18 protein-coding genes are annotated in these 23,971 nt (G+C 70.0%); 13 read left to right on the plus strand and 5 right to left on the minus strand.

The annotated features are described in order from the left end of the window. Positions 1-33: 33 nt before the first annotated feature. The 4 genes from groL to glnE all read left to right on the plus strand — a co-directional run bounded on the left by groL (position 34) and on the right by glnE (position 8,075). Entirely contained in the window at positions 34-1,674 is a 1,641-nt protein-coding gene (gene groL, locus K6753_RS13745) for a chaperonin GroEL (protein WP_223677037.1), read from the plus strand. Between the two features lie 534 nt (positions 1,675-2,208). Then, a complete protein-coding gene (locus K6753_RS13750; protein WP_223677038.1) occupies positions 2,209-3,573 on the plus strand; it encodes a S8 family peptidase in 1,365 nt (454 codons plus the stop codon). A gap of 237 nt (positions 3,574-3,810) precedes the next feature. After that, the gene (locus K6753_RS13755; protein WP_223677039.1) at positions 3,811-5,157 is read left to right on the plus strand and encodes a S8 family serine peptidase; all 1,347 of its coding nucleotides are present in this window, start codon (positions 3,811-3,813) and stop codon (positions 5,155-5,157) included. Between the two features lie 107 nt (positions 5,158-5,264). Beyond that, positions 5,265-8,075: a bifunctional [glutamate--ammonia ligase]-adenylyl-L-tyrosine phosphorylase/[glutamate--ammonia-ligase] adenylyltransferase gene (gene glnE / locus K6753_RS13760; RefSeq protein WP_223677040.1), complete on the plus strand. Its 2,811-nt coding sequence runs from the start codon at positions 5,265-5,267 to the stop codon at positions 8,073-8,075. A gap of 127 nt (positions 8,076-8,202) precedes the next feature. Here glnE and K6753_RS13765 read toward each other — a convergent pair whose 3' ends face one another. After that, complete coding sequence (locus K6753_RS13765) at positions 8,203-9,156, minus strand: mitochondrial fission ELM1 family protein (protein WP_223677041.1); 954 nt, start codon at positions 9,154-9,156, stop codon at positions 8,203-8,205. Between the two features lie 137 nt (positions 9,157-9,293). Between K6753_RS13765 and K6753_RS13770 the strand changes: the two genes are divergently transcribed. The 6 genes from K6753_RS13770 to K6753_RS13795 are packed head-to-tail and all read left to right on the plus strand — an operon-like array spanning position 9,294 to position 14,002. Next, complete coding sequence (locus tag K6753_RS13770) at positions 9,294-9,881, plus strand: malonic semialdehyde reductase (RefSeq protein WP_223677042.1); 588 nt, start codon at positions 9,294-9,296, stop codon at positions 9,879-9,881. 42 nt (positions 9,882-9,923) lie between these two features. Next, entirely contained in the window at positions 9,924-10,514 is a 591-nt protein-coding gene (locus K6753_RS13775; protein WP_223677043.1) for a YceI family protein, read from the plus strand. A gap of 15 nt (positions 10,515-10,529) precedes the next feature. Then, positions 10,530-11,234: a pirin family protein gene (locus tag K6753_RS13780; RefSeq protein WP_223677044.1), complete on the plus strand. Its 705-nt coding sequence runs from the start codon at positions 10,530-10,532 to the stop codon at positions 11,232-11,234. Positions 11,235-11,291: 57 nt separating this feature from the next. Next, positions 11,292-11,489 (plus strand): zinc-finger domain-containing protein, encoded by a 198-nt coding sequence (locus K6753_RS13785; protein ID WP_223677045.1) that lies wholly within the window; start codon positions 11,292-11,294, stop codon positions 11,487-11,489. A 52-nt stretch (positions 11,490-11,541) separates the two neighbouring features. Continuing rightward, positions 11,542-12,693 (plus strand): glycosyltransferase, encoded by a 1,152-nt coding sequence (locus tag K6753_RS13790; protein ID WP_223677046.1) that lies wholly within the window; start codon positions 11,542-11,544, stop codon positions 12,691-12,693. Beyond that, the gene (locus K6753_RS13795; RefSeq protein ID WP_223677079.1) at positions 12,662-14,002 is read left to right on the plus strand and encodes an O-antigen ligase family protein; all 1,341 of its coding nucleotides are present in this window, start codon (positions 12,662-12,664) and stop codon (positions 14,000-14,002) included. Before K6753_RS13790 ends, K6753_RS13795 begins: the two co-directional genes overlap by 32 nt. Positions 14,003-14,044: 42 nt before the next feature. Here the strand turns inward: K6753_RS13795 and lpxL are convergent, their stop codons facing one another. Continuing rightward, the gene (gene lpxL / locus K6753_RS13800) at positions 14,045-14,959 is read right to left on the minus strand and encodes an LpxL/LpxP family Kdo(2)-lipid IV(A) lauroyl/palmitoleoyl acyltransferase (protein ID WP_223677047.1); all 915 of its coding nucleotides are present in this window, start codon (positions 14,957-14,959) and stop codon (positions 14,045-14,047) included. Positions 14,960-15,147: 188 nt separating this feature from the next. Here lpxL and waaA point away from each other — a divergent pair, with 188 nt between their 5' ends. Next, complete coding sequence (gene waaA / locus K6753_RS13805; protein WP_223677048.1) at positions 15,148-16,443, plus strand: lipid IV(A) 3-deoxy-D-manno-octulosonic acid transferase; 1,296 nt, start codon at positions 15,148-15,150, stop codon at positions 16,441-16,443. A gap of 78 nt (positions 16,444-16,521) precedes the next feature. Here the strand turns inward: waaA and K6753_RS13810 are convergent, their stop codons facing one another. The 3 genes from K6753_RS13810 to K6753_RS13820 form a co-directional block, all read right to left on the minus strand. Beyond that, positions 16,522-17,922, minus strand: a complete 1,401-nt coding sequence (locus K6753_RS13810; RefSeq protein ID WP_223677080.1) for a TolC family outer membrane protein — start codon at positions 17,920-17,922, stop codon at positions 16,522-16,524. A 114-nt stretch (positions 17,923-18,036) separates the two neighbouring features. Further along, positions 18,037-18,708: a protein-L-isoaspartate O-methyltransferase family protein gene (locus K6753_RS13815; RefSeq protein ID WP_223677049.1), complete on the minus strand. Its 672-nt coding sequence runs from the start codon at positions 18,706-18,708 to the stop codon at positions 18,037-18,039. A 128-nt stretch (positions 18,709-18,836) separates the two neighbouring features. Then, entirely contained in the window at positions 18,837-19,499 is a 663-nt protein-coding gene (locus K6753_RS13820; protein WP_223677050.1) for a TetR/AcrR family transcriptional regulator, read from the minus strand. A gap of 124 nt (positions 19,500-19,623) precedes the next feature. On the opposite strand from K6753_RS13820, the gene K6753_RS13825 reads away from it, so the two are divergent. Further along, positions 19,624-20,688 (plus strand): efflux RND transporter periplasmic adaptor subunit, encoded by a 1,065-nt coding sequence (locus K6753_RS13825; RefSeq protein WP_223677051.1) that lies wholly within the window; start codon positions 19,624-19,626, stop codon positions 20,686-20,688. A 15-nt stretch (positions 20,689-20,703) separates the two neighbouring features. Beyond that, positions 20,704-23,865 carry an efflux RND transporter permease subunit gene (locus K6753_RS13830; RefSeq protein ID WP_223677052.1) on the plus strand — a complete coding sequence of 1,054 codons (3,162 nt, stop codon included), beginning with the start codon at positions 20,704-20,706 and terminating at the stop codon, positions 23,863-23,865. Positions 23,866-23,971: the final 106 nt, after the last annotated feature.

A 23,971-nucleotide genomic window follows, 5' to 3' on the forward strand; every position in this document is an offset into this window, starting at 1 on the left:
TCCCCATTCCCGCTTTTTTTTGAGGTTCCAAACATGGCTGCCAAGGAAATCCGTTTCGGTGAAGACGCGCGCGCCAAGATGCTGCGCGGCGTCAACACCCTCGCCAATGCCGTCAAGGCCACCCTCGGCCCGAAGGGCCGCAACGTCGTGCTCGAGAAGAGCTTCGGCGCCCCGACGATCACCAAGGACGGCGTGTCCGTCGCCAAGGAGATCGAGCTGGCCGACAAGTTCGAGAACATGGGCGCGCAGATGGTGAAGGAGGTCGCGTCCAAGACCTCCGACAACGCCGGCGACGGCACCACCACCGCCACCGTGCTGGCGCAGGCGCTGATCCGCGAGGGCATGAAGGCGGTCGCCGCCGGCATGAACCCGATGGACCTCAAGCGCGGCATCGACAAGGCCGTGACCGGCGCCGTCGAGGAGCTGAAGAAGATCAGCAAGCCGTCGTCCACCAGCAAGGAAATCGCCCAGGTCGGCGCGATCTCGGCCAACTCCGACGCCAACATCGGCGACCTCATCGCCCAGGCGATGGACAAGGTCGGCAAGGAAGGCGTGATCACCGTCGAGGACGGTTCGGGCCTGGAGAACGAGCTCGACGTCGTCGAGGGCATGCAGTTCGACCGCGGCTACCTGTCGCCGTACTTCATCAACAACCAGCAGTCGATGCAGGCCGAGCTGGACGACCCGTTCATCCTGCTGCACGACAAGAAGATCTCCAACGTGCGTGACCTGCTGCCCGTCCTCGAGGGCGTGGCCAAGGCCGGCAAGCCGCTGCTGATCATCGCCGAGGAAGTCGAAGGCGAGGCGCTGGCGACCCTGGTGGTCAACACCATCCGCGGCATTGTCAAGGTCTGCGCCGTCAAGGCCCCGGGCTTCGGCGACCGTCGCAAGGCGATGCTGGAAGACATGGCCGTGCTGACCGGCGGCACCGTGATCTCCGAGGAAGTCGGCCTGCAGCTGGACAAGGCGACCATCAACGACCTGGGCCGCGCCAAGAAGGTGCAGGTCTCCAAGGAGAACACCACCATCATCGACGGCGCCGGCGAGACCGGTGGCATCGAGGCGCGTATCAAGCAGATCAAGGCGCAGATCGAGGAGACCTCCTCGGACTACGACCGCGAGAAGCTGCAGGAGCGCGTGGCCAAGCTGGCCGGTGGCGTGGCCGTCATCAAGGTCGGTGCCAGCACCGAGATCGAGATGAAGGAAAAGAAGGCCCGCGTCGAGGACGCTCTGCACGCCACGCGCGCTGCCGTTGAGGAAGGCATCGTCCCGGGCGGCGGCGTCGCCCTGGTCCGTGCACTGGCCGCGATCCGCGAGCTCAAGGGTGCCAACGAGGACCAGAACCACGGCATCCAGATCGCGCTGCGCGCGATGGAAGCGCCGCTGCGCGAGATCGTGACCAACGCCGGCGAAGAGCCGTCGGTCATCCTCAACAACGTCAAGGACGGCACCGGTGCCTACGGCTACAACGCCGCCACCGGCGAGTACGTGGACATGCTGGAAGCGGGCATCCTCGACCCGACCAAGGTGACGCGCACCGCGCTGCAGAACGCCGCGTCGATCGCCGGCCTGATGATCACCACCGAAGCGATGGTGGGCGAGCTGCCGAAGAAGGACGAGCCGGCGATGCCGGGCGGCGGTGGCATGGGCGGCATGGGCGGCATGGATTTCTGATCCAGCCCGCATCCGCGTCAGGAAAAGGCCCGCCCCGTGCGGGCCTTTTCTTTGGGCGCGCGACGTAGGCGCACGTACTCATCAGGTCGACCACGGCCCGCAAGCCATTGTTTTTGAACCGCGCAGTTCTTTTTTGCACTGCAGCGTGCAATGGCACTAACGAATCCTTCACGATCGACCCGCATCCCGACGTGGGGGAGGGAGCAGGGCCCGCTACCGGTTCGACCGGGGCGGGCCTTTTTTATTGCGCCGGGTGCGTTCCAGCCGCATCGCACGCCCAGGCCCCCAGGCACGCACGACGACCGCGACGGACTTCCGGCGTGAATGCTTCAGCGGCGCACGTCAATGAATTGGCGCGCGCGGCAGTGAGCGTGTAGAAGAAGGGTCCGTCCGGCGCAACGCCGGACGGGGACCGCCACCCGGCAGGTCCTCGGGAGCAGGTACGGGGGTTTTGCAGGCAAACGATCGGGCAGGGGCGGCCGCCCGGGGGAGTGCGTGCGTTCGCACGCGTCATTCAACTTGACGGAGTGATCAATGAAGAATGTGAGTGTTCTGGCCACCAGCATCGGCCTGGCCCTGATCGGACTGGGTGCGGCAGCCACGGCGCAGGCCGCGACCTACGTGGTGACGACCCATGGCAGCGGCCTGGGCAAGACGCAGCTCGAGCGGATCCGCGCCGCAGGTGGCACCGTCACGGCCCAGCTGCCGCAGGTGGGCCTGGCGATCGTGGAAGGCGGCGAGGGCTTCGGCTCGGCGGCCGGTGCGATCCCCGGTATCCAGTCGGTGACCCGTGACGTGCAACTGCAATGGCACGTGCCCGAACCCGAGGTCGCGCCGATCACGGCCGAGGCCTTCATGAACCCGCCATTCTCCGGCGACGACGACCGCTTCTTCGACCTGCAGTGGGGCCACGCGGCCGTCGATGCGGCCGGCGCATGGAACGCCGGCTTCCGTGGCGAGGGTGCGACGGTCGCAGTGCTCGACAGCGGCATCTACTGCAGCCATGCCGACATCGCTCCGAACCTGGTGGGCGGCGCGTCGTTCGTGCCAGGCGAAACCTTCTGCAACACGGCCGGCAGCTCGCACGGCACCCATGTCGCCGGCACCATCCTGGCCAGCGACAACGCGATCGGCACTATCGGCGTCGCGCCGCAGGCGAAGCTTCTCGGAGTGAAGGTCCTGAGTGCGGCCACCGGTAGCGGCTCGTTCTCGGGGATCATCCAGGGCATCGTCTGGGCCGTCGACAACGGCGCCAACGTGATCAACATGAGCCTGGGCATCCAGGGCGGCCTGCCCCGCGGTGGCCAGGGTGCCAACGCGGTGGCGGAGCTGGTCAACGCCACCAAGCGCGCCATCCAGTACGCCAACGCCAACGACGTGCTGGTGGTGGCCTCGTCGGGCAACGATGCGCGGGACCTGGACAAGGACGCCGATGTGATCAGCTTTCCGGGCCAGTTGCCTGGCGTGCTGACGGTCTCGGCTCTGGCCCCGGAGGCGTGGGCCATCGATCCGTCGACCAACCTCGACCTGCAGGCCAGCTACAGCAACTACGGGCAATCGGCGATCCACTTTGGCGCCCCGGGCGGCGACAGCCGCTATCCGGGCAACGAAGCGTGCCAGGTCGGGCCGGTGGTGCAGGCGTGCTGGGTGTTCGACCTGGTCTTCAGCACCGTGCAGGCCAGCAACGGTTCCAGCTTCTACGGCTGGAACGCCGGCACCAGCATGGCCGCCCCGCATGTGTCGGGCGTAGCTGCGCTGGTCTATGGCAAGCACCCGGGGATCAAGGCGTCCCAGGTGGAGTCGATCCTGCGCCGCTCGGCCGATGATGTCGGCAAGCCGGGCAAGGACGATGCCTCGGGCCAGGGCCGGGTGAACGCGGCGAGGGCGGTCGCGTTCTGAAGCGATCTCCAGCAGCTGTCCGGAGGGCCGCCGCAAGGCGGCCCTTTTCATTGGGCCGGCCTGCGCGCTCGCGTGCCCATTGTGCCTGGCAGCACGCGTTCGTCGTGGATCATCGCCATGGGTGGCCGCTCCGCGGCGCCGATTACGTGCCTTGCGCCCCGCCGCGGGAGGGCTATCGTCGGCCTCCGGGGGAGATAACCGCGACGCAAGTCGCGACTGTTATCCGGAGAGAGAGCAATGAAGGTTCTAGTCCTCGCAACAGGCATTGCGGCCGCGTTGGTGGCCGGCGGTGCGCAGGCAGCTACGTATGTGGTCCAGGCCAAGGCCCTGGCGTTCGACCAGGCGCTGGCGCAGAAGATGGAAGCCAACGGTGGCCAGGTGCTGCGGCGCTTCCCGCAGATCGGCGTGGCGATCGTGGAGGCCGACGACGGGTTCGGCAGCCGCGCTGCGCGCGTGCCGGGCATCCGTTCGGCGGTGAAGGACATCTCGCTGCAGTTCGATATCCCCGAGGCGGTCAGCATCAGCGCGGAAGAACTCGCCGCCAATCCGCCCAACAGCGGCGATGACGACTTCTTCTTCGACCTGCAGTGGGGCCATGACGCGATCGACGCCGTCGAGGCCTGGAACCGCGGATATCGCGGTGCAGGAGCGGTCGTGGCCGTGCTTGATTCGGGCCTGGCGTGCCAGCAGGCGGATCTGGTTCCCAACAATCTTGCTGCGTTGAATGCGTCGTTCGTCCCGGGCGAGACCGTGTGCCAGCTGCCGGGCGGGTTCAATCACGGTACGCATGTCGCCGGTACAGTTGCGGCCGCTGACAACGCCTATGGCGCGATCGGCGTGGCGCCGTCGGCGAAGTTCTTCTCGGTAAAGGTGCTGTCGGCATTCACGGGCAGCGGCAGCTTCGACAGCATCATCAGCGGTATCGCGTACGCGGCCGACGCCGGTGCCGACGTCATCAACATGAGCCTGGGCGTGCGTGGCGGCCTGCCGCTGAACCAGGACACCAACGAGCTGGTCCACGCGGTGACGCGTGCGGTGCAGTACGCCCGCAGCCAGAACACGACGGTCATCGCGTCGGCGGGCAACGACGCCATCGACTACGACACGGCCACGGCGCCCGACGGCAGCCGCCTGATGGGATTCCCGGCGCAGGTGTATGGCGTCTTTGCAGTCGCGGCGACCGCGCCCATCGGTTGGGCCGTCGATCCCACCACCGACCTCGACATCGCGACCAGCTACACCAGCTATGGGCGCCGCATGGTGCACATCGCAGGCCCGGGTGGCGACACCATGTATCCGGGTAACGAGAACTGCGCGGTGGCCGGCCTGGTACGCCCGTGCTGGGTGTTCGACCTGGTGTTCAGCCCGTCCAACAACGGTGGCCTCTTCAGCTGGGCCGGTGGCACCAGCATGGCGGCCCCGCACGTTTCGGGTGTGGCGGCGTTGATCATCGGCGCGAACGGGGGCGAGATGCCGCCGGCGCAGGTCGAGGATGCGCTGCGTCGCGGTGCGGATGACATTGGTCCGCGTGGCATCGACGCGTTCTCGGGCCGCGGCCGCGTCAACGCCGACCAGTCGCTGTAACCGGTATCGACTCCGGAACGGCCGGCGGCGAAGGATCGCCACGGCCCGTGCAGGCGCCCGCCCCGGTGGCGGGCGTTCTGCCGTCTGGCCCATGCCATCATCGGCGGATGCAGAAATCGCTCGATGACCTGACCGCCCGCGCGATGGAACGCCTGCGTGCCGCGGACGCGTTCCCGCCCGACGTCGACGCCAACGATTACTCCGCCCAGATCGCGCAAGTCGCCGTCGCGAGTGACTTCGCCATCGACACGCTGGTGCGACAGCCGTCGTTGCTGGCGACCTTCCTTGACGACTGCAGTGCGCCGATTGCCCCACCGGTCCTGCAGGCCGGCGAGCGCGACCGGTGGATGGCGCAGTTGCGGCGCTACCGCACCGCCGAGTCCGCGCGGCTGGTGTGGCGCGACGTGCTGGGCCTGGACACGGTCGGCGACACGCTGGCCGGCAGCACGCGCCTGGCCGACTGCTGCCTGCTACTGGCGCTGGACGCACTGGAACGCGACTTCGCGCAGCGCCACGGCGTGGTGCGCGATGCAGATGGCCACGCGCAACGGCTGGTGGTGTTCGGGCTGGGCAAGCTCGGCGGCGAAGCGCTGAACTTCAGTTCCGACATCGACCTGGTCCATGGCTACGAAGCCGGCGGCACGTCCGATGGGCCGCGCCCGCTGGACGCGGAGACCTACTTCACCCGCCTCGCCCAGCAACTGGGGCGAATGCTGGACGAGGTCACCGCCGACGGCTTCTGCCATCGCGTCGACCTGCGCCTGCGGCCGTACGGCACTGCCGGCCGCGTGGCGTGGTCGTTCCCGGCGATGGAGCAGTACTTCCAGCACGAAGGTCGCGACTGGGAACGCTACGCGTGGCAGAAGGCGCGGCCGGTGGCGGGCGACATCGAGGCCGGTGAGCGGTTCCTGGAGTCGCTGCGCCCCTTCGTCTACCGGCGCTACCTGGACTTCGGCGCACTCGACGGCCTGCGCGCGATGAAGGCCTCGATCGCCGCCGAGGTCGCGCGCAAGGAACTGGCCGACGACATCAAGCGCGGGCCCGGCGGCATCCGCGAGATCGAGTTCCTCGTGCAGGCGTTGCAGTTGATCCGTGGCGGACGCGAACCCGAGCTTCGCGGCCGCCAGTTGATGGCCGCGCTGGACGCGTTGGTGGAGGCCAACCAGATCGAGCCGGCGGCCGGGGATGCGCTCCGCACCGCGTACGGCTTCCTGCGTCGCCTGGAAAACCGCCTGCAGATGTTGCGCGACGCGCAGGTGCATGCACTGCCGGAGGACCCGCTTGACCGCCAGCGCATCGCCCGCGGGCTGGGCTACGAGGATTGGCCGGCGCTGTTGGCCGCGCTGGACGCGCAGCGCGCAGTGGTGGCGGAGGAGTTCGCCGCGTTGCTGGCACCGCGCCGCAAACACGACGCCCCCGATTCGCTGGCCGCGTACTGGCGTGCGTTGCCCGAGGCGGGCAGTGGCGACGTGCTGGGCGAGGCGGGGTTCGAGGATGCCGAGTCGGCCGACGCCGTGCTGCGCGACTTCGCGCGGCGTCCGAGCGTGGCCGGCCTGTCCGACGCCACGCGCGCGCGGTTGGACCGCGTGCTGCCGGCGTTGCTGCACGGTGCGGCATCGTCGGGCGAGCCGATGCTGGCGCTGCGCCGGCTGCTGGCGATGCTGCACAACATCCTGCGCCGCAGCGCCTACCTGGCATTGCTGGACGAAGAACCGGCGGCGCTGGCGCGGCTGGTGGACGTGGTCGAACACAGCGCGTTGCTGGCCGAGCGCCTGGCCGCCTATCCGCTGTTGCTGGACGAACTGCTCGACGTGCGCGTCTCCGGCCCGCTGCCCGATCGCACGGAACTGCTGGGGCTGTGTGCAGGGGTCGATCCGGACAACGCCTTCGGCACCGATACCGAAGCCACGTTGCAGGCACTGAACGAACTGCGCCAGGCGTTGGGTTTCCGCATCGCGATGGCGCTGCGCGACGGCCGCCAGGGCGCGGCCGACAGCGCGCGCCAGCTGGCCTGGCTCGCCGACGGCGTGGTGCGGCGCGTGCTGGCGTTGGCCGAGCGCGAGATCGCCACGCGCCACGGCCGCGTGCCGGGCGCGCGCTTCGCGGTGATCGGCTACGGCAGCCTGGGCGGGGAGGAACTGGGGTTCGGCTCGGACCTCGACCTGGTGTTCCTCTACGACGCACCGGCTGAGGCGATGTCCGACGGCGCGCGTCCGCTGGACGCGTCGCGCTGGTTCGTGCGGCTGGCGCAGAAGATCGTCGCGCTGCTGGACACGCCGACCGGTGCCGGCCACCTGTTCGAGGTCGACGTGCGCCTGCGGCCCGACGGTGCCGGCGGGCTGCTGGTGTCCAGCCTGTCCAGCTACGCCGACTACCAGGCGCATCGTGCGTGGACATGGGAGCACCAGGCGCTGGTGCGCGCGCGCTGCGTGGGCGGCGATGCGGATCTGTGCGAGGCCTTCGAACGCGTGCGCGGCGAGACATTGGCGCGCACGCGCGACGCGGAGGCACTGCGCGCCGACATCGTGCACATGCGTGCGCGCATGCGCGCCGAGCTCGACCGCAGCGATGCGGGCGGCTTCGACCTGAAGCAGGGCGAGGGCGGGCTGGTGGACCTGGAGTTCCTGCTGCAGGCGCTCGTGCTGGGCTATGCCGCCGCGCGGCCGGCGCTGCTGGGACCGCGTGCGACACCTGTGCTGATCGATGCCGCGGAATCAGAGGGGGTGGTTGGCGCAGCCGACGCCGACCGGTTGCGCGAAGCGCATGCGACGCTGCTGGCCCGAGGGCTGGAATGCACGCTCGACCGCCGCTCGCGACGCGTGCCGCTGGACGACGGCATTGAAGCTGCGCGCGCCGCGATCCGTGATGTCGCGCGACGCCACGAGCTGGATTTCTCGGCTGCGGCGCGCGGGGAATAGGCCGCTAGGAACGCGAGCGGCAAGACGCTACGCGCCTCGCCGTTTGTAATCCGGAACGACGTGGAGGATCCGCTTGCGTGTTACACCGCCGCGCCAAGGTACGCGGCATGTCCCAGTCCCCGCCGTCTTAGAACTCCAAGCGCGCCCGCACCTCGGCCGCCACGCGCGCCGTCTCGCGCAGGGGCGTCACCGGCCAGTCGGCCAGCGCATCGTCCAACAGGCGCACGCGGCCGCTGCCCAGCAGGCTGTCGAGGAAGCGGCGCGGCCGGCCGTGCAGGCCCTCGGTGCCGGCGACGAACACGGGAACTTCGGTCGCGCAGGCTTCCGACAGCATGTTGACCGAGTCGGCGGTGCAGACGATGCGGTCGGCCCATGCCAGCAGGCCCGGGTAGGGATTGGGGCCGGGCTCGATGCCGGTCCAGACCACGCCGGGGATGCCCAGGAAACGCTCGCGCAGGTGGGTCCGGGCGGTGGCGGGCGTGCGGCGCGAGGCCGTCGCCAGCACGCTGCCGCCTTCGCGCGCGACCGCCGCGCCGATGCGGGCCGCGGCCTGGCCCAGCAGTGCGCTGTCGAAATTGGAATGCCGGCTGTGGCCGCCCAGCAGCAGGGCGGTGCGGGGTCCCGGGAACTCGCCCAACGCGGCGAACTCGCGGCGCGCCGCCGCCAGCCACGCGTCATCGACCGGATTGAGGCTGCCCAGGGTGCGGATGACGTTGGCGCCATCCAGTCCGTCGTGCTCCGGCGCGACCACCAGGTCCCAGTGCCGCGGCGCGGTGCGCGGCGCGAGGATCTGCACCGTGCGCACGCCGCGGGCGCCGAGCAGGCGCGTCGCGAGCGCCGCGCGCCGGCCGCAGCCGATTGCCAGTTGCGGCGGCTCGGCCATTGCGCGCTGGAACTCAGGGCCGAACGCGGCCGCGTCGCCCGGAAACCGCCGCGGCGCCCACCAGGCCCAGGGCGCGCGTGCCTCCAGGGCCCATGCGCGCGCGTCCAGGCCGAGCGCCCGGGCGAGCGCCTCGGCCTGCCGCACGTTGCCGGCGTTGCCGTCGGTGAGCGTCCAGGTCGCGGGCGATCGTTGTTGCATGGGTGTGTTCAATCCGTTCCGAAGGTGCCGTCTGTTGCGCTGCGGGCAAGACTTTACACTGACCGGCCCCGGCGTTGCCCCCGCATACCTGCACATCCGGGCACCGACGCTGCACCGCTACGCACCAGGAGAACCGCATGTCCAAGCCGCTGCCCGACGCCTCGCTCGACCAGATCTTCCGCACCGCCCGCACCCACAACGAGCTGGGCGGCGAAGTCAGCGACGACACCCTGCGGCAGCTGTACGACCTGGCCAAGTGGGGCCCGACCAGCGCCAACATGACACCGGCGCGGCTGGTGTTCGTGAAGTCGCCCGAGGCGAAGGCGAAGCTGGAGCCGGCGCTGGACGAGGGCAACCGCGCCAAGACCATGGCCGCGCCGGTCACGGTGATCGTCGCCCACGACGAGGACTTCCACGAGAAGCTGCCGTACCTGTTCCCGCACACCGATGCCAAGAGCTGGTTCGAGGGCCCGCGCGAAGGCCGCCGCGAGGCCGCGTTCCGCAACGGCAGCCTTCAGGGCGCGTACGTGATCCTGGCCGCGCGCGCGCTGGGCCTGGACACCGGCCCGATGTCGGGCTTCAACAACGCCAAGGTCGACGAGGCGTTCTTCGCCGGCACCGCCATCAAGTCCAACTTCCTGATCAACCTGGGCCACGGCGACACGTCCAAGCTGTTCCCGCGCTCGCCGCGCCTGTCCTTCGACGAGGCCGCGCGCATCGAGTGATGCCGCAGCCGTCCTGACGCCACCCCCGCACGGAGATCCGACATGAAGCGCCTGCTCCTGACCGCCGCACTGCTGACCGCCTTCGCCGCACCGCTGGCCGCCGCGCCGGTGACGTACAAGATCGACCCCAACCACACCGAAGTCACCGCGCAGTGGAGCCATTTCGGCTTCTCCAACCCGATCGCGCATTTTGGCGACGTGGAAGGCGCGATCACCTACGACCCGGACAATGTCGGCCAGTCCTCGGTGGAGGTCACTCTGCCGCTGAGCGGGCTGGAGGCCCACGTGCCGGCGTTCAACGAGCACCTGCGCAGCGACGACTTCTTCGACGCCGCCAACCACCCGCAGGTGACGTTCAAGAGCACGCGCGTGGAGGCGGCGGGAGAGGGCAAGTTGCGCGTGATCGGCGACCTGACGATCCGCGGTGTCACCAAGGAAGTCGTGCTCGACACCACGATCAACAAGGTCGGCGAGCAGCCGATGGCCAAGCGCCCGGCGGCCGGTTTCGACGCGACCACCACCGTCAAGCGCACCGACTTCGGCCTGGGCCTGTACGCGCCCAACGTCAGCGACGAGGTGCAGATCCGCATCACCACCGAGGCGGTGGTGCCCAAGCCCGACGCTGCCGAATAACCGGAGCGCAACGCGATGATCGTCCACCGCCCGGCCGCCGAACGCGGCCATGTCCGGACCGACTGGCTGGACAGCCACCACACGTTCTCCTTCGGGCATTACTACGACCCGGCGTGGATGGGCTTCGGCGTGCTGCGCGTGATCAACGAGGACCGGGTGGCGGGCGGTGGCGGATTCGCCCCGCACCGTCACGCCAACATGGAAATCCTCAGCTACGTGGTCTCCGGCGGACTGGCGCACCGCGACAGCACCGGCGGGGGCGGCGTCATCGGCCCGGGCGAACTGCAGTGGATGAGCGCCGGCCACGGCGTGGAGCACAGCGAGTTCAACGCCTCCGACCAGCAGCCGGTGCACTTCCTGCAGATCTGGCTGCAACCCGACCGCGTCAACGCACCACCGGCGTACGCACAGCGGGCGGCCAGCGACGGCGGCGGCGCGTGGACGCTGATGGCCTCGCCCGACGGGCACGACGACAGCCTGGCGATCCGGCAGGACGCGCGGGTGTTCGAGGCCCGGCTCGACGAGGGCGAGGCGATCGGACGACCGCTGCAGGCCGGCCGGCGCTACTGGGTGCAGGTCGTGGCTGGCGACCTGTCGGTCAACGGGCATGCATTGGGGACCGGTGATGCCCTTGGGCTGGTCGACGAGGCGGGCGAGCTTGCGCTGTCGGCCACCGGCGCCGGGCAGGCGGTGGCGCTGGTGTTCGACCTGCCGGCCTGAGCCGGCCGCCGCGCAGGGCCGGCTGGTAGACTGCGGCCCCCGCGAGACACGACCGCCATGACCGCCGCCCACGACCATCCGACTCAGGCCAACGCCGAGCGCCGTTACACCGTCACCCGTGCGGACCTGCCGCTGAGCTGCCCGCTGCCGTCCATGGCGCTGTGGAACTCGCACCCGCGGGTGTACCTGCCGATCGAAGCCGAGCGTGAGTGCCAGTGCCCGTACTGCGGCGCGCACTTCGTGCTCGAGGACTGAGCCAGGCCGCGGCCCGGTGGCGGCCGTGACCCACCCGGGGCCGGGTGAACCGATGCCCCAGCGTCCGGCCGGCATCGCCGGCGTGCGACGCACCGTCGTACAACTGCTGCCCGCGCTGGAATCCGGCGGAGTCGAGCGCTCGACCCTGGAAATCGCCCAGACGCTGGTCGCAGCCGGCCATCGCGCCATCGTCGTCTCCGCCGGCGGCCGCCTCGTGCCGCGCCTGCTCGCGATCGGCGCCGAACACGTCACCCTCGATATCGGCCGCAAGTCGCTGCTGACCCTTCGCCACGTCCGCCCGCTGCGCGCGCTGTTGCAGCGCGAGCGCGTCGACCTGGTGCACGCGCGCTCGCGCCTGCCGGCGTGGATGGGACTACGCGCCATCGCGGGCATGGACGCAGCCGCGCGGCCTCGCCTGGTCACGACCGTGCACGGGCTCAATTCGCCCTCGCGCTACAGCGCGGTGATGACGCGCGGCGAGCGCGTCATCTGCGTCTCCGGCACCGTGCGCGACTACGTGCTGCGGCATTACCCCAAGACCGACCCGGCGCGGTTGCGCGTCATCCCGCGCGGCATCGACCCGGCCGACTTCCCGCGCGCACCGCGACCCGACGCCGATGCGCGTGCATGGGCAGCGGCGCTGCACCGGGCGCTGGGCGGCGAGGGGCCGCTGCTGGTGCTGCCCGGCCGCGGCACCCGCCTCAAGGGGCACGCCGATGCATTGGCGCTGCTGGCCGCCGTCCGCGGCAGCGGCGTGGATGCGCGCCTGTGGCTGCCGGGCGCGCGCGAACGCGGGCGCGAAGCCTACATCGCCGAGCTTGAGCGCGAAGCCGATGCGCTGGGCGTGGCGGATGCGATCGCGTTCACCGCGCCGACCGACGCGATTGCCCGCGCCTACGCGGCGAGCGACCTCGTCCTGCAGCTCTCGCGCAAGCCCGAGGCCTTCGGCCGCACCGTCGTGGAAGCGCTGTCGGTGGGCCGGCCCGTGCTCGGCTGGGCGCACGGCGGTGTCGGCGAACTGCTGGAGCAACTGCAGCCGTCGGGTGCGGTGCCTGCCTTCGACGCCGAGGCGCTGGCAACGACGGCCGTCGCGCTGCTGACCGATCCACCCGCGCTGCCGTCCTCGATCCCCTACACCCTGCAGTCGATGCAGGACGCTACCCTTGCCGTCTATGCCGAACTCCTCGACCGCCCCCGCGGCTGATCTCGCCCCGTCGGGTCGCTCCGTCGCCACCGGCTGGCGCTGGGCGCCCGCCTGGATCCTGACCCACGTCGCGCTGTGGCCCGCGCCGGGCTACGCCGAAGCGCTGCTGGTGCTGGGCGCGCTGGTGGCGATCTACCAGCTGGTCGCTTCGCGCTTCCGCGGCGGCGTGCAACTGCTCAGCCACCAGGCCTGGGCCTTGAGCAGCGTGCTGTTCTTCGCCTACTGGCTGCCGGAGCTGGTATCGGCATTCGATTCGGTCGACGTGGGCCGCGCGCTGCGCGAGGCGGCGGTCGACCTGCGCTACCTGCCGTTCCTGTGGCTGGCGGCGTCCGCGGTGGCCAACGACCGCGGCCGGCGCACCACCTTCGGGGGCCTGGCCGTGATCATGGCGGTCTGGACCGTGGATGCGCTGGCGCAGGTCATCATCGGCACCAGTCCGCTGTTCTTCGGCATCGACGCGATCAAGCAACTGATCAGCGGCCACGGCATGTGCACGGCCGAGGAAGTCGCCAGCGTAGACCGCCTCAGCGGCATCCTGGGCCCGTGCAACCTCAAGCTCGGACTGGTGCTGGCCAGCCTGTCGCCGTTCCTGCTGTTCGCGGCGGGGCGCCGGTTCGGCACCACCGGCTGGCTGGTGGCCGCCGCGGCCGTCGGCCTGGTGATCCTGCTGGCCGGGTCGCGGGCGTCGTGGATCACCTACGGCCTCGTCATCCTGTTTTCGGGCTGGGGCCTGCTCGGCTGGCGCAAGCTGCTGGGTGTCTTCGCCTTTGGTGCAATCGCGCTGGCCGTGTTGACCGCGGCCTCGCCGCAGGTGCGCGAGCGCATCGTCCGCACCACGCACGTGCTGCAGGCCGACGAGGCCGGCGTCGACATGGCGCTGTCGGGACGGTCCCGCATCTGGGGCGCGGCCACGTGCATGGTGCGCGAGCACCCGGTGAATGGCGTCGGCGCACGCGGCTTCCGTGAGGCGTTTCCCGCCTGCGATCCCGAGCCCGGCGAAGTGGCCGCGTGGGGCGATGGGCCGGCGTTGCATGCGCACCAGATCGTGCTGGAGGTGTTGAGCGAAACCGGCGTGTTCGGACTGCTGCTGTGGCTGGCCGGTGCGGCGATGGCGTGGCGGGCGTGGCGCTTCGCCGATGCCGCCTCGCGCGAGCACGCGCGCCCGGCGATGCTGGCGCTGGCGGTCACGGTGTTCCCGCTCAACACCCACCTGGCGTTCTACTCGACGTTCTGGGGCGGGCTGACGCTGCTGCTGGCGGCGCTCTACGCGGGCAGCCTGCTGGCGCAGCCGACAGCGGCCAGGGACTAGCCGTCGCGCCGAGCCAGCCCCCGGCCTGAAGTCCCGGGTCCCCTAGTACGGCTTCGTTTCCCCCTCCGGTCGCCGCTTGAAGCGCCGGTGGATCCACAGGTACTGGCTGGGGGCTTCCAGCACCATCGCCTCGATCGCGGCGTTGACGCGTGTGCTGTCGGCCAGTGCGTCCTTCGACGGGAAGTCCTCCAGCGGAGCGCCCAGCCGCAGCACGTAGTCCGCGCCCTCGCGCCGGTGGAAGAACGGCACCACCGCGCAACCGGTCAGCCGCGCGAACTGGTGGGTGGCGGTGATCGTCGCGGCCGGCACGCCGAAGAACGGCGCGAACACCGTGTCCTTGCCGCGCATGTCCTGGTCGGGTGCGTACCACAGGATGCCGCCCTGCTTGAGGTGGCGCATCGCCGGGCGCAGCTCGTCGTTGCCGAACATCGCCGCCGCATACCGGGCGCGGCCACGCCGCACGGCCCACTCCATCACCGGGCTGCGGTAGCGGCGGTACATGCCGGCCAACGGCAGGTGGTCGCACATAAGTCGCCCGCACATCTCCAGCGTCATGAAGTGGCCCGACACCAGCAGCACACCCCGTCCCTGGGCATGCAGCGCCTGGATCGGCTCCAGCCCCTCGATGCGGACGGTGCGGCGCATGGGCGCGACGTCGCCCCACCAGGCGCGCGCGAACTCGAACAGGCCGACACCCAGGTCGCGGAAGCTCGCACGTACGAGGGCCTCGCGTGATCGGGCATCCATGTCCGCGAAGCACAAGGCGAGGTTGGTTTCGGCCGCGTGGCGGCGCTGCGGTACGAGGCGGTAGGCGAGCGCGCCCAGCGCACGACCGAGCCCACGCTGCAGCGGCCACGGCAGCCGGCCGGCCAGGACCATCACGCCCACTGCCAGCCACGTCGGCCAATGGCGGGGCCCTTTCGGCGGCGTGGGAGAAGCGGCAGGCGCGGATGACATGGTGGCAATTCTAGCGAAGCGCTGGTTTCCACCCGGTACGCAGCCGGGATGGGAACGACTCAGGGGGCAGCCGTGTTGCATGCGCGGTCGGCGCGACACCGGCGAACGGGCGGCTCGGGAGCGCTGGACAGAGGGCATCGTGGATGCTGCGTGAGTCCCGCGCCCATGCGCCCGCTATCCTTGCCGCCATGCGGACCGACCCGATCGAGCGCCTGCTGCGCATCGCGTATTCCCTCGCGCTCTACCTGCTGGCCCCGGTGACGGTCTACCACCTCATCTGGCGTGGCTTCCGGCTGCCTGCGTACCTGCAACGCTGGTCGGAACGCTACGCGCGGTACCGGTCGCCGCCTACGCAGCGCACGCTGTGGCTGCACGCGGTGTCCGTGGGCGAGGTCAACGCCGCTGTGCCGGTGGTCAATGCGCTGCGGCGCGGGAGGCCGGACCTGCGGTTGCTGGTGACGACGATCACCCCGACCGGCTCGGAGCGCGTGCGCGCGCTCTGGGGCCACGAGATCGACCACGTCTACCTGCCCTATGACATGCCGGGCGCGGTGGGACGTTTCCTCGCGCACTTCCGGCCCCACGCGGCGCTCATCATGGAAACCGAGTTGTGGCCGAACCTGCTGTTCGGTTGCCGCGACCGCGGCGTGCCGGTGTTCATCCTCAATGCGCGGCTGTCGGAGCGTTCGCTGCGGGGGTACCGCGTGCTCGCGCCGCTGGTAGGTCGCGCCTTGCGCACCGTGCGCACGGTGGCGGCGCAGTCGATGGCCGACGCCATGCGCTTCGTGCGGCTCGGGGCCGACCCCGCGCAGGTCGTGGACGTCGGCAACCTGAAGTACGACGTGCTGGTGCCCGTGGGGCTGGATGCCTTCGTCGAGGAGTTCCGCCGCAGCGCCGGCCATGACCGCCCCGTGTGGATTGCCGCCAGCACCCACGAGGACGAGGAGGCGGCCGCCATTGCCATCCACCGGCGCGTGCGCGCACGCCATCCCGACGCGCTGATGCTGTGGGCACCGCGCCATCCCGAGCGCTTCCGCAGCGCGGCCGAGCATGCGCGCGCGGCCGGCTGGCAGGTATCGACGCGCTCGCGTGCGCGCTGGCCCTCGCGTGGCGACGGTGTATTCGTGATCGACACGCTGGGCGAGCTGATGAGCTTCTTCGCCTGCGCGCAGGTGGCCTTCGTGGGCGGCAGCCTGCAGCCGATCGGTGGGCACAACCTGCTGGAACCGGCCGCGACCGGCTCAGCCATCGTCACGGGGCCGCACCTGCACAACTTCAGCGAAATCGCCCAGCGCCTGCGCGATGCCGATGCGCTACGGATCTGCGAGGACACCGAGGCCGTTGCCGAAACGGTGCTGGCCCTGCTGGACGACAGCGAGGCCCGTCATCGCATGTCCGAGTCCGGCCGCGCGCTGGTGGAAACCGGCCGTGGCGCGCTCGCGCAGACGCTGGCGCTGCTGCAGCCGGTGCTTCCCGCGCGGTGAACCGCGCCCTGTCCCTGAAACGAAAAACGCTCCCGGCCGTGCGACCGGGAGCGTTTCGAACCAGGCAGGTTGAAGTGCTCAGCGCACCATGTCGGACTGCACCTGGGCCTCCGTGTCGACCGTCAGCAGGCGATTGACCGCCTGTACGTCCTCGATGTCCAGGGTGCCCGCCGCCTGCTGCAGCAGCAGGAGGTTCTGCAGGTAGTTGTAGCGCGCTTGCGCCAGCGCCTGCTGGGCGGTGAACAGGTTCTGCTGGTTGGTCAGCACGTCGAGCACGGTGCGGGTGCCCACTTCCAGGCCGACCTGCGAGGCATCCAGCGCGCTGCGTGCCGAGAACAGCGCGAGCCGGCGCGCCTCGATCTCGCTGATGCCGGCCACCAGCGCCTGGTAGGCGTTGCGCGTGTTGCGCTCCAGCGCGCGGCGCTGCTGGACGAGTTCATCCTGCGTGACGTCGCGCAGGGCGATGGCCTGCCGCACGCCCGACTGCGTCGCGCCGCCAGAGAAGATCGGCACGTTCAGCGTCACGCCAATGCTGCGCGACTGGCTGTTGCTCTCGAAGTTGCGGGTGATGTCCTCGATGTTGTCCGTCGTGGACCCGTCGGTGTTGGTATCACCGTAGTTTCCGCCCAGGTAGATCGTCGGCCAGTGGCCCGACCGCGCCGTCTGGATGTCGGCCTCGGCCGACTGCAACTGGTAGGCCTTGGCCTGCAGCGCCGGATTGTTGTCGATCGCCATCTGCACCCACTCGTCGACACCTTCGCTTGCGGGCAACACCGGCTGGAAGTCCTCGGGCAGGCCCTGGAGGTCGCGGACCGGCTGGCCGGTGATCTCCGCCAATGCCTGGTAGGCGTCCTCCACCTCGTTGCGGCGGAGGATCGTGTTGGCACGCGCGCTGTCGTAGGTGGCCCGGGCCTCGTGCACGTCGGTGATCGGGGCCAGCCCGACCTCGAGTCGCTTGGAGGCGAAGTCGAACTGCTTCTGCAACGCGGTTTCCGCGGCCTCGGCGGCGGCCAGCGTTTCCAGTGCGACCAGGACCGTGAAGTACGCGGCCGAGGTGCGGGTGACCAGCGAGTCATTGGCCGACTCGAGCTGGAAGTCACTGGATCGGCTCAGGGCATTGCGGCTCTTCAGGCGCGTGAAGTTGCCCAGGTCGAACACCATCTGGTCCAGGCGGACGCCAAACTGGCGCGTGGTCGAATCGTTGCTGCCATCGTCCGGAACCAGCGTGGTGCCGAACGCCTGGATCCCGTCGCTGTCGGTGCGGTTGCGTGACAGCGAGGCGCTGCCGCCGATCTGCGGCAGCATCGCGGCGCGGGCCTGCACGGAGCCTTCGCGGATGGCGAGGCGGTTGGATTCGGCGGCCGACAGCTGCGGGTCACCCTGGCGCGCCAGTTCGTAGGTCTGCAGCAGGTCTTCGGCCGACGCGGCGGCGGGCAGCAGGGCGATTGCGAGGGCGAGGACGACGGGGCGGCGGAGCAAACTGGGGCGGGTCATGCGGTTTCCTTTTTTGAACAACCGCACCCTCCGGTGCGGCGCTGCGGGGACTCGCGGGGTCGCCATGTCCGGCCCGATGGTCGGGTCCGACGCGGCCGGTCAGAGCACGAAGCTGGGCCGCGGCGCGGCCCCGACGAGGTAGGGGAGGTCGGTTTCGAACAACGATTGGATGCGGCCGGCGTTGACGTCGTTGCGCTCGGCGGGGGCGTGCACGATGGCCGCATCCATCGCCGGCGAGCGGCCATGGACCACGAACATGCGGCCACCCGGGCGCAGCCACGTCATGAAGGACTGCGGGATATCGGCGGTCGCGCCGGTAACGCAGATCGCATCGAAGCGGCGCGTCGTGTCCCAGCCGAAGGCATCGGCGGTGACCACTTCGACATTGCCGACCTGCTGGCGCTGCAGGCGCGCCCGCGCCGCGTCGGCCAGGTCGGCGTGGATTTCGAGGCTGACCACGTTGCGCGCCAGGCGGCCCAGGCACGCGGACAGGAAGCCGCTGCCGGTACCGATCTCGAGCACGTCCTCGGTCGGCTCCAGTGCCAGCGACTGCAGCGTGCGGCCCTCCACGACGGGCTTCATCATCGACTCGCCATGCCCCAAGGGCAGCGCCAGGTCGGCGTAGGCCAGGCTGCGGTGCTGGTCCTGCACGAAGGCTTCGCGCGGCAGGTTGGACAGCGTCTCGAGCACGCGCATGTCCAGCACGTCCCAGGGACGCACCTGCTGTTCCACCATCAGTTCTCGGGCCTTGGCGTAGTCCATCGTCGTCATTTCAAGCTCTCACGGGCAAGCCGCGCATTGTACCGGCGGCCATGGCGGCCGGCGCGCACAGGATCGCCGTGGGTAGCGGGCCCGACTGAGTGCCGGAAGTCACCGGGTCGGACGGCATCACACGGGCCTCAGCGTCGGCGCGAAGTGCCATATCCACGAAGGAACAGATCCACCGAAGCCTCCAGATGTGACTCCAGATCGTGCTGGCACAGTGCGTTGCAGCCGAACACCAGCTGCGCGTGCGGCTCGCCCTTGAGCAGGGTGAAGAACTGCGCGGAGGCGCGCGCCACGTCTGGGATCTCGAGCTCGCCGGCGGCGATGCGCCGGCGCAGCAGCGCCGCGAACTCGTCCTGCACCCGCTGCGGACCGGCCTCCCAGAACATCCGCGGCAGTGGCGATTCCGACAGCTGGGGCGAGCACAGCACGCGGTGGCCGGCCACGGCTTCCGGATTGCTGATCATGGCGTAGAACGCGCGTGCGATCGCCAGCAGCCGCTCGCGCAGCGGCATGCCCGGCTCTTCGGTCTGGAACAGTGAGGACGGCAACTGCTGCTCGCAGTAGGCGCGCACGGCGGCGACGAACAGGCTGTCCTTGTCGCCGAAGTGGCTGTAGACGGTGAGCTTGGAGACGCCGGCTTCGGAGGCGATCTGGTCCATGCTGGCGCCCTCGAACCCGTGCTGGGTGAACATGCGCTTGGCGGCGTCCAGGATGGCGGCCCGCTTGGCCAGATCCTTGGGGCGTCCGGGGCCGGCGGATTTGGTGCCGCCTTCGCGTTTCATCGATACAGGCATGGCTGAATACTAGACTAATCGGTTTGATATTTATACAGTACCGGACGGTCCATTAATTGCCGCTGAGGCTGCCCCCATGCGCTCCGCCCTTCGCCTTGCCCCCCGTCGGCCGGGCCTGCTCCTGATGCCCCTGCTCACGTTGGCCCTGCTCGCGGCCTGCACGGGTGGCGACGCCGCCCCGGAGCAGGTGCGGCCGGTGCTGGTCGCCCGACCGCAACCGGCGACCGCGGCTGCTACCGCATTCGCAGGTGACGTGCGTGCGCGCGAGGAAAGCGCGCTGTCGTTCCGTGTCGGAGGGAAGCTGGTGGAGCGGTCTGTGGACGTCGGCGACCGCGTCCGCGCGGGCGATGTGCTGGCACGGCTGGATCCGGGCGACCTGCAGGCGCAGTCGCGCGCGGCGCAGGCGCAACTGGCCGCGGCCGAAGCCGAGCTGGGCCGCGCCCGCGCCGACCAGGCCCGCTATGCGCAACTGGGCGAGGGGCAGCTCGTCAGCCGCTCCACCATCGATGCGCAGAACGCCGCAGCCATGGCCGCGCAGGGCCAGGTCAACGCGGCGCGCGCCAACCTCGACGTTGCCCGCAACCAGGCCGCGTACACCCGGCTGACCGCACCCGCCGATGGCGTCATCGCCGCCCGCCAGGCAGAGGCCGGGCAGGTGGTGGCTGCCGGGCAGGCAGTTTTCACGCTGGCCGCGGACGGCCCGCGCGAGGTGCTGTTCGCCGTGCCCGAGGGCGCCATCGAGGAAATCAACGTGGGCGACCCCGTGCAGGTGTCGCTGTGGTCCGACGAGGCCAGGCGCCTGCCGGGACGTATCCGCGAGATCGCGCCCGCCGCCGACCCGGCATCGCGCACGTTCGCCGCGCGCGCCACCGTCGATGCACCGCCCGAGGCCCTGGACCTGGGCCAGAGCGCGCGCGTGTTCCTCGCCGGCGCCGGCAATGGCCGCCTCAGCGTGCCTCTGTCGGCGCTGGTGCGCGAGGGCGGCACTGCATCGGTGTTCGTGGTCGACGCAAAGGACGCCACGCTCCAGTTGCGCCCCGTGCGCATCGGTCCCTATGGCGCCGATCGCGTGGTCGTCACGGACGGCCTTGCCGCAACCGACTGGGTGGTGACCGCCGGCGGACACCTGTTGCGCGCCGGCCAGAAGGTCGCGCCGGTGGATCGCGACAACCGCCCCGTGCGCCCCTGACCGCAGGCCGTTCCCATGCGCTTCAATCTTTCCGAGTGGGCCCTGCGCCACCGCAGCCTGGTGGTCTACGCAATGCTGGTGCTGGCACTGGCCGGCACGTTGTCGTACCTCAACCTCGGCCGTAGCGAGGACCCGGCATTCACCTTCAAGGTGATGGTGATCCAGACGCGCTGGCCCGGCGCCACGGCCGAAGAGGTCTCGCGCCAGGTCACCGAGCGCATCGAGAAGAAGCTGATGGAAACCGGCGAGTACGAGTTCATCCGCTCGTACTCGCGGCCGGGCGAGTCGCAGGTGATCTTCGCCGCGCGCGATTCGATGCGCTCGGCCGAGATCGGGCCGCTCTGGTACCAGGTGCGCAAGAAGGTCGGCGACCTGCGGCCGCTGCTGCCGGCCGACGTCATCGGCCCGTTCTTCAACGACGAGTTCGGCGACACCTTCGGCAACATCTATGCGCTCACCGGCGAGGGCTTCGACTACGCGGTGCTCAAGGACTACGCCGAGCGCGTGCAGCTGGCGCTCCAGGACGTGCCCGACGTCGGCAAGATCGAGCTGTTCGGCGTGCAGGACGAAAAGATCTGGGTCGAGCTGTCCAACACCAAGCTGGCCACGCTCGGCGTGCCGGCCGCGGCGGTGAAGCAGGCGCTGGACCAGCAGAACGCCATGGCGCCGGCGGGCTTCTTCGAAACCGGCAGCAGCCGCGTGCCGCTGCGCGTGGACGGCAAGTTCGAATCCGTCGATGCCATCCGCGACTTCCCGATCCGCGTGGGCGACCGCACCTTCCGGCTTGGCGACGTGGCCGAGGTGCACCGCGGCTTCTCCGACCCACCGGCCCCGCGCATGCGCTTCATGGGCGAGGACGCCATCGGCATCGGCGTGGCGATGAAGCAGGGCGGCGACATCCTCGCGCTGGGCGAGACGCTGGAGCAGGAATTCGCGCGCCTGCAGGACACGCTGCCGGCCGGCATGGAACTGCGCAAGGTGTCCGACCAGCCCGCGGCCGTCGCCGAATCGGTCGGCGAATTCGTCAAGGTGCTGGCCGAGGCCGTGGCGATCGTGCTGCTGGTGAGCTTCCTGTCGCTGGGCGTGCGCACCGGCCTGGTGGTCGCGCTGTCGATCCCGCTGGTGCTGGCGATGACCTTCGCGGTGATGGACTTCTTCGGCGTCGGCCTGCACAAGATCTCGCTGGGCGCGCTGGTGCTGGCGCTGGGCCTGCTGGTGGACGACGCGATCATCGCGGTGGAGATGATGGCCATCAAGATGGAGCAGGGCTTCAGCCGCCTGAAGGCCGCGGCCTTCGCATGGGAGTCCACCGCCTTCCCGATGTTGACCGGCACGCTGATCACCGCGGCGGGCTTCCTGCCGATCGCGACCGCGGCCTCGAGCACCGGCGAGTACACGCGTTCGCTGTTCCAGGTGGTGACCATCGCGCTGCTGGTGTCGTGGGTCGCGGCGGTCGTGTTCATCCCGTACCTGGGCGACAAGCTGCTGCCGGACCACGGCCATGGCGCCGCGCTCAAGCCCGGCTCGCTTGCCGCGCGCTGGCACGCACGTCGCCAGCGCTGGGCCGACAGGTACCCGGCGTTCGCCGACGTCATCGCGCCACCGCCGCACGACGGCCGTGACCACGACCCGTATGCCACGAAGTTCTACATGCGGCTGCGCGGGTGGCTGGCGTGGTGCGTGCGTCGTCGCTGGCTGGTGATCGCCATGACCGTGGCGGCTTTTGCCGCATCGCTGGTGCTGTTCCGCTTCGTCCCGCAGCAGTTCTTCCCCGATTCGGTGCGGCCCGAACTCATGGTCGACATGGAGCTGGCCGAGGGCAGTTCGCTCAAGGCCACCGCCGCGGCCGCCGGGCGCCTGGAGGAGATGCTGGCCGAGCGCGAGGACCTGACCAGCTTCGTCGCCTACGTCGGTACCGGCTCGCCGCGTTTCTACCTGCCGCTGGACCAGCAGCTGCCGGCCGCCAATTTTGCCCAGTTCGTGCTGATGCCGGAGAGCATCGAAGCGCGCGAAGCCCTGCGCGAATGGATCATCGAGGATGTCGTGCCGCGCTTCCCCGAGCTGCAGTTGCGCGTTACGCGCCTGGAGAACGGTCCGCCGGTCGGCTATCCGGTGCAGTTCCGCGTCTCGGGTGAGCACATCGAGCAGGTGCGCGAGATTGCCTACCGCGTGCGCGAGCAGATGCGGCAGAACCCGCACGTGGCCAACGTCAACCTGGACTGGGACGAGCCGGGCAAGGTCGTGCGCCTGCACGTCGACCAGGAGCGCGCCCGCGCGCTGGGCATCAGCTCGGCGCAGCTGTCGCAGTTCCTGTCGAGCTCGCTCTCGGGCAGCCACATCAGCACGTACCGCGAGGGCAACGACCTGGTCGAGATGTCGTTGCGTGGCACCGACGACGAGCGCCTGCGCCTGGACATGCTGGGCAGCCTGATGGTGCCGACCGGCAGTGGCACCAGCGTGCCGCTGACCCAGGTCGCCACGCTCGAGTACGGGTTCGAGGAAGGCATCATCTGGCACCGCGACCTGCGCCCGACGATGACCGTGCGCGCCGACATCTACGACGGAACGCAGCCGGCCACGGTCACGGCGCAGATCTCGCCGACGCTCGACGACATCCGTGCCGGCCTGCCGTATGGCTACTCGGTGGAAGTGGGCGGCAGCGTCGAGGACGCCGCGCGCGGACAGTCGTCGATCGCCGCGGGCATGCCGCTGTTCCTGCTGGTGGTGTTCACGCTGCTGATGGTGCAGCTGCGCAGCTTCTCGCGCAGCGTGATGGTGCTGCTGACCGCGCCGCTGGGGCTGGTCGGGGCGACGCTGTTCCTGCTGGTGTTCCAGGTGCCATTCGGGTTCGTGGCGATGCTGGGAACGATCGCGCTGGCGGGCATGATCATGCGCAACTCGGTGATCCTCGTGGACCAGATCGAGCAGGACCGAACCGAGGGCGCCGAGACCTGGCACGCGATCATCGAGGCCACTGTCCGCCGCTTCCGTCCGATCGTGCTGACGGCACTGGCGGCGATCCTGGCGATGATCCCGCTGTCGCGAAGCGCGTTCTTCGGACCGATGGCGGTCGCCATCATGGGCGGCCTGCTGGTGGCCACGGTGCTGACCCTGTTCTTCCTGCCGGCGCTGTATGCGGCGTGGTTTCGGGTCAGGCTGCCGGAGCGAGCGGACTGACTTTCCTTCTCCCTTCGGGAGAAGGTGCCCGAAGGGCGGATGAGGGTTCGGCGAAGTGGAAGAGGGCGAGCATCAGTCGCATACACAAGAGCCCGCGCAATGCGGG

The organism is Novilysobacter selenitireducens (assembly GCF_020026895.1).
GTDB classification, from domain to species: Bacteria; Pseudomonadota; Gammaproteobacteria; order Xanthomonadales; family Xanthomonadaceae; genus Lysobacter_C; species Lysobacter_C selenitireducens.

What these genes read in the sequence shown, in the direction of transcription:
- groL (WP_223677037.1), top strand. Translation starts at nt 34, where the DNA reads ATGGCTGCCAAGGAAATCCGTTTCGGTGAAGACGCGCGCGCCAAGATG.
- K6753_RS13750 (WP_223677038.1), top strand. Translation starts at nt 2,209, where the DNA reads ATGAAGAATGTGAGTGTTCTGGCCACCAGCATCGGCCTGGCCCTGATC.
- K6753_RS13755 (WP_223677039.1), top strand. Translation starts at nt 3,811, where the DNA reads ATGAAGGTTCTAGTCCTCGCAACAGGCATTGCGGCCGCGTTGGTGGCC.
- glnE (WP_223677040.1), top strand. Translation starts at nt 5,265, where the DNA reads ATGCAGAAATCGCTCGATGACCTGACCGCCCGCGCGATGGAACGCCTG.
- K6753_RS13765 (WP_223677041.1), bottom strand. Translation starts at nt 9,156, where the DNA reads ATGCAACAACGATCGCCCGCGACCTGGACGCTCACCGACGGCAACGCC.
- K6753_RS13770 (WP_223677042.1), top strand. Translation starts at nt 9,294, where the DNA reads ATGTCCAAGCCGCTGCCCGACGCCTCGCTCGACCAGATCTTCCGCACC.
- K6753_RS13775 (WP_223677043.1), top strand. Translation starts at nt 9,924, where the DNA reads ATGAAGCGCCTGCTCCTGACCGCCGCACTGCTGACCGCCTTCGCCGCA.
- K6753_RS13780 (WP_223677044.1), top strand. Translation starts at nt 10,530, where the DNA reads ATGATCGTCCACCGCCCGGCCGCCGAACGCGGCCATGTCCGGACCGAC.
- K6753_RS13785 (WP_223677045.1), top strand. Translation starts at nt 11,292, where the DNA reads ATGACCGCCGCCCACGACCATCCGACTCAGGCCAACGCCGAGCGCCGT.
- K6753_RS13790 (WP_223677046.1), top strand. Translation starts at nt 11,542, where the DNA reads ATGCCCCAGCGTCCGGCCGGCATCGCCGGCGTGCGACGCACCGTCGTA.
- K6753_RS13795 (WP_223677079.1), top strand. Translation starts at nt 12,662, where the DNA reads ATGCCGAACTCCTCGACCGCCCCCGCGGCTGATCTCGCCCCGTCGGGT.
- lpxL (WP_223677047.1), bottom strand. Translation starts at nt 14,959, where the DNA reads ATGTCATCCGCGCCTGCCGCTTCTCCCACGCCGCCGAAAGGGCCCCGC.
- waaA (WP_223677048.1), top strand. Translation starts at nt 15,148, where the DNA reads ATGCGGACCGACCCGATCGAGCGCCTGCTGCGCATCGCGTATTCCCTC.
- K6753_RS13815 (WP_223677049.1), bottom strand. Translation starts at nt 18,708, where the DNA reads ATGACGACGATGGACTACGCCAAGGCCCGAGAACTGATGGTGGAACAG.
- K6753_RS13820 (WP_223677050.1), bottom strand. Translation starts at nt 19,499, where the DNA reads ATGCCTGTATCGATGAAACGCGAAGGCGGCACCAAATCCGCCGGCCCC.
- K6753_RS13825 (WP_223677051.1), top strand. Translation starts at nt 19,624, where the DNA reads ATGCCCCTGCTCACGTTGGCCCTGCTCGCGGCCTGCACGGGTGGCGAC.
- K6753_RS13830 (WP_223677052.1), top strand. Translation starts at nt 20,704, where the DNA reads ATGCGCTTCAATCTTTCCGAGTGGGCCCTGCGCCACCGCAGCCTGGTG.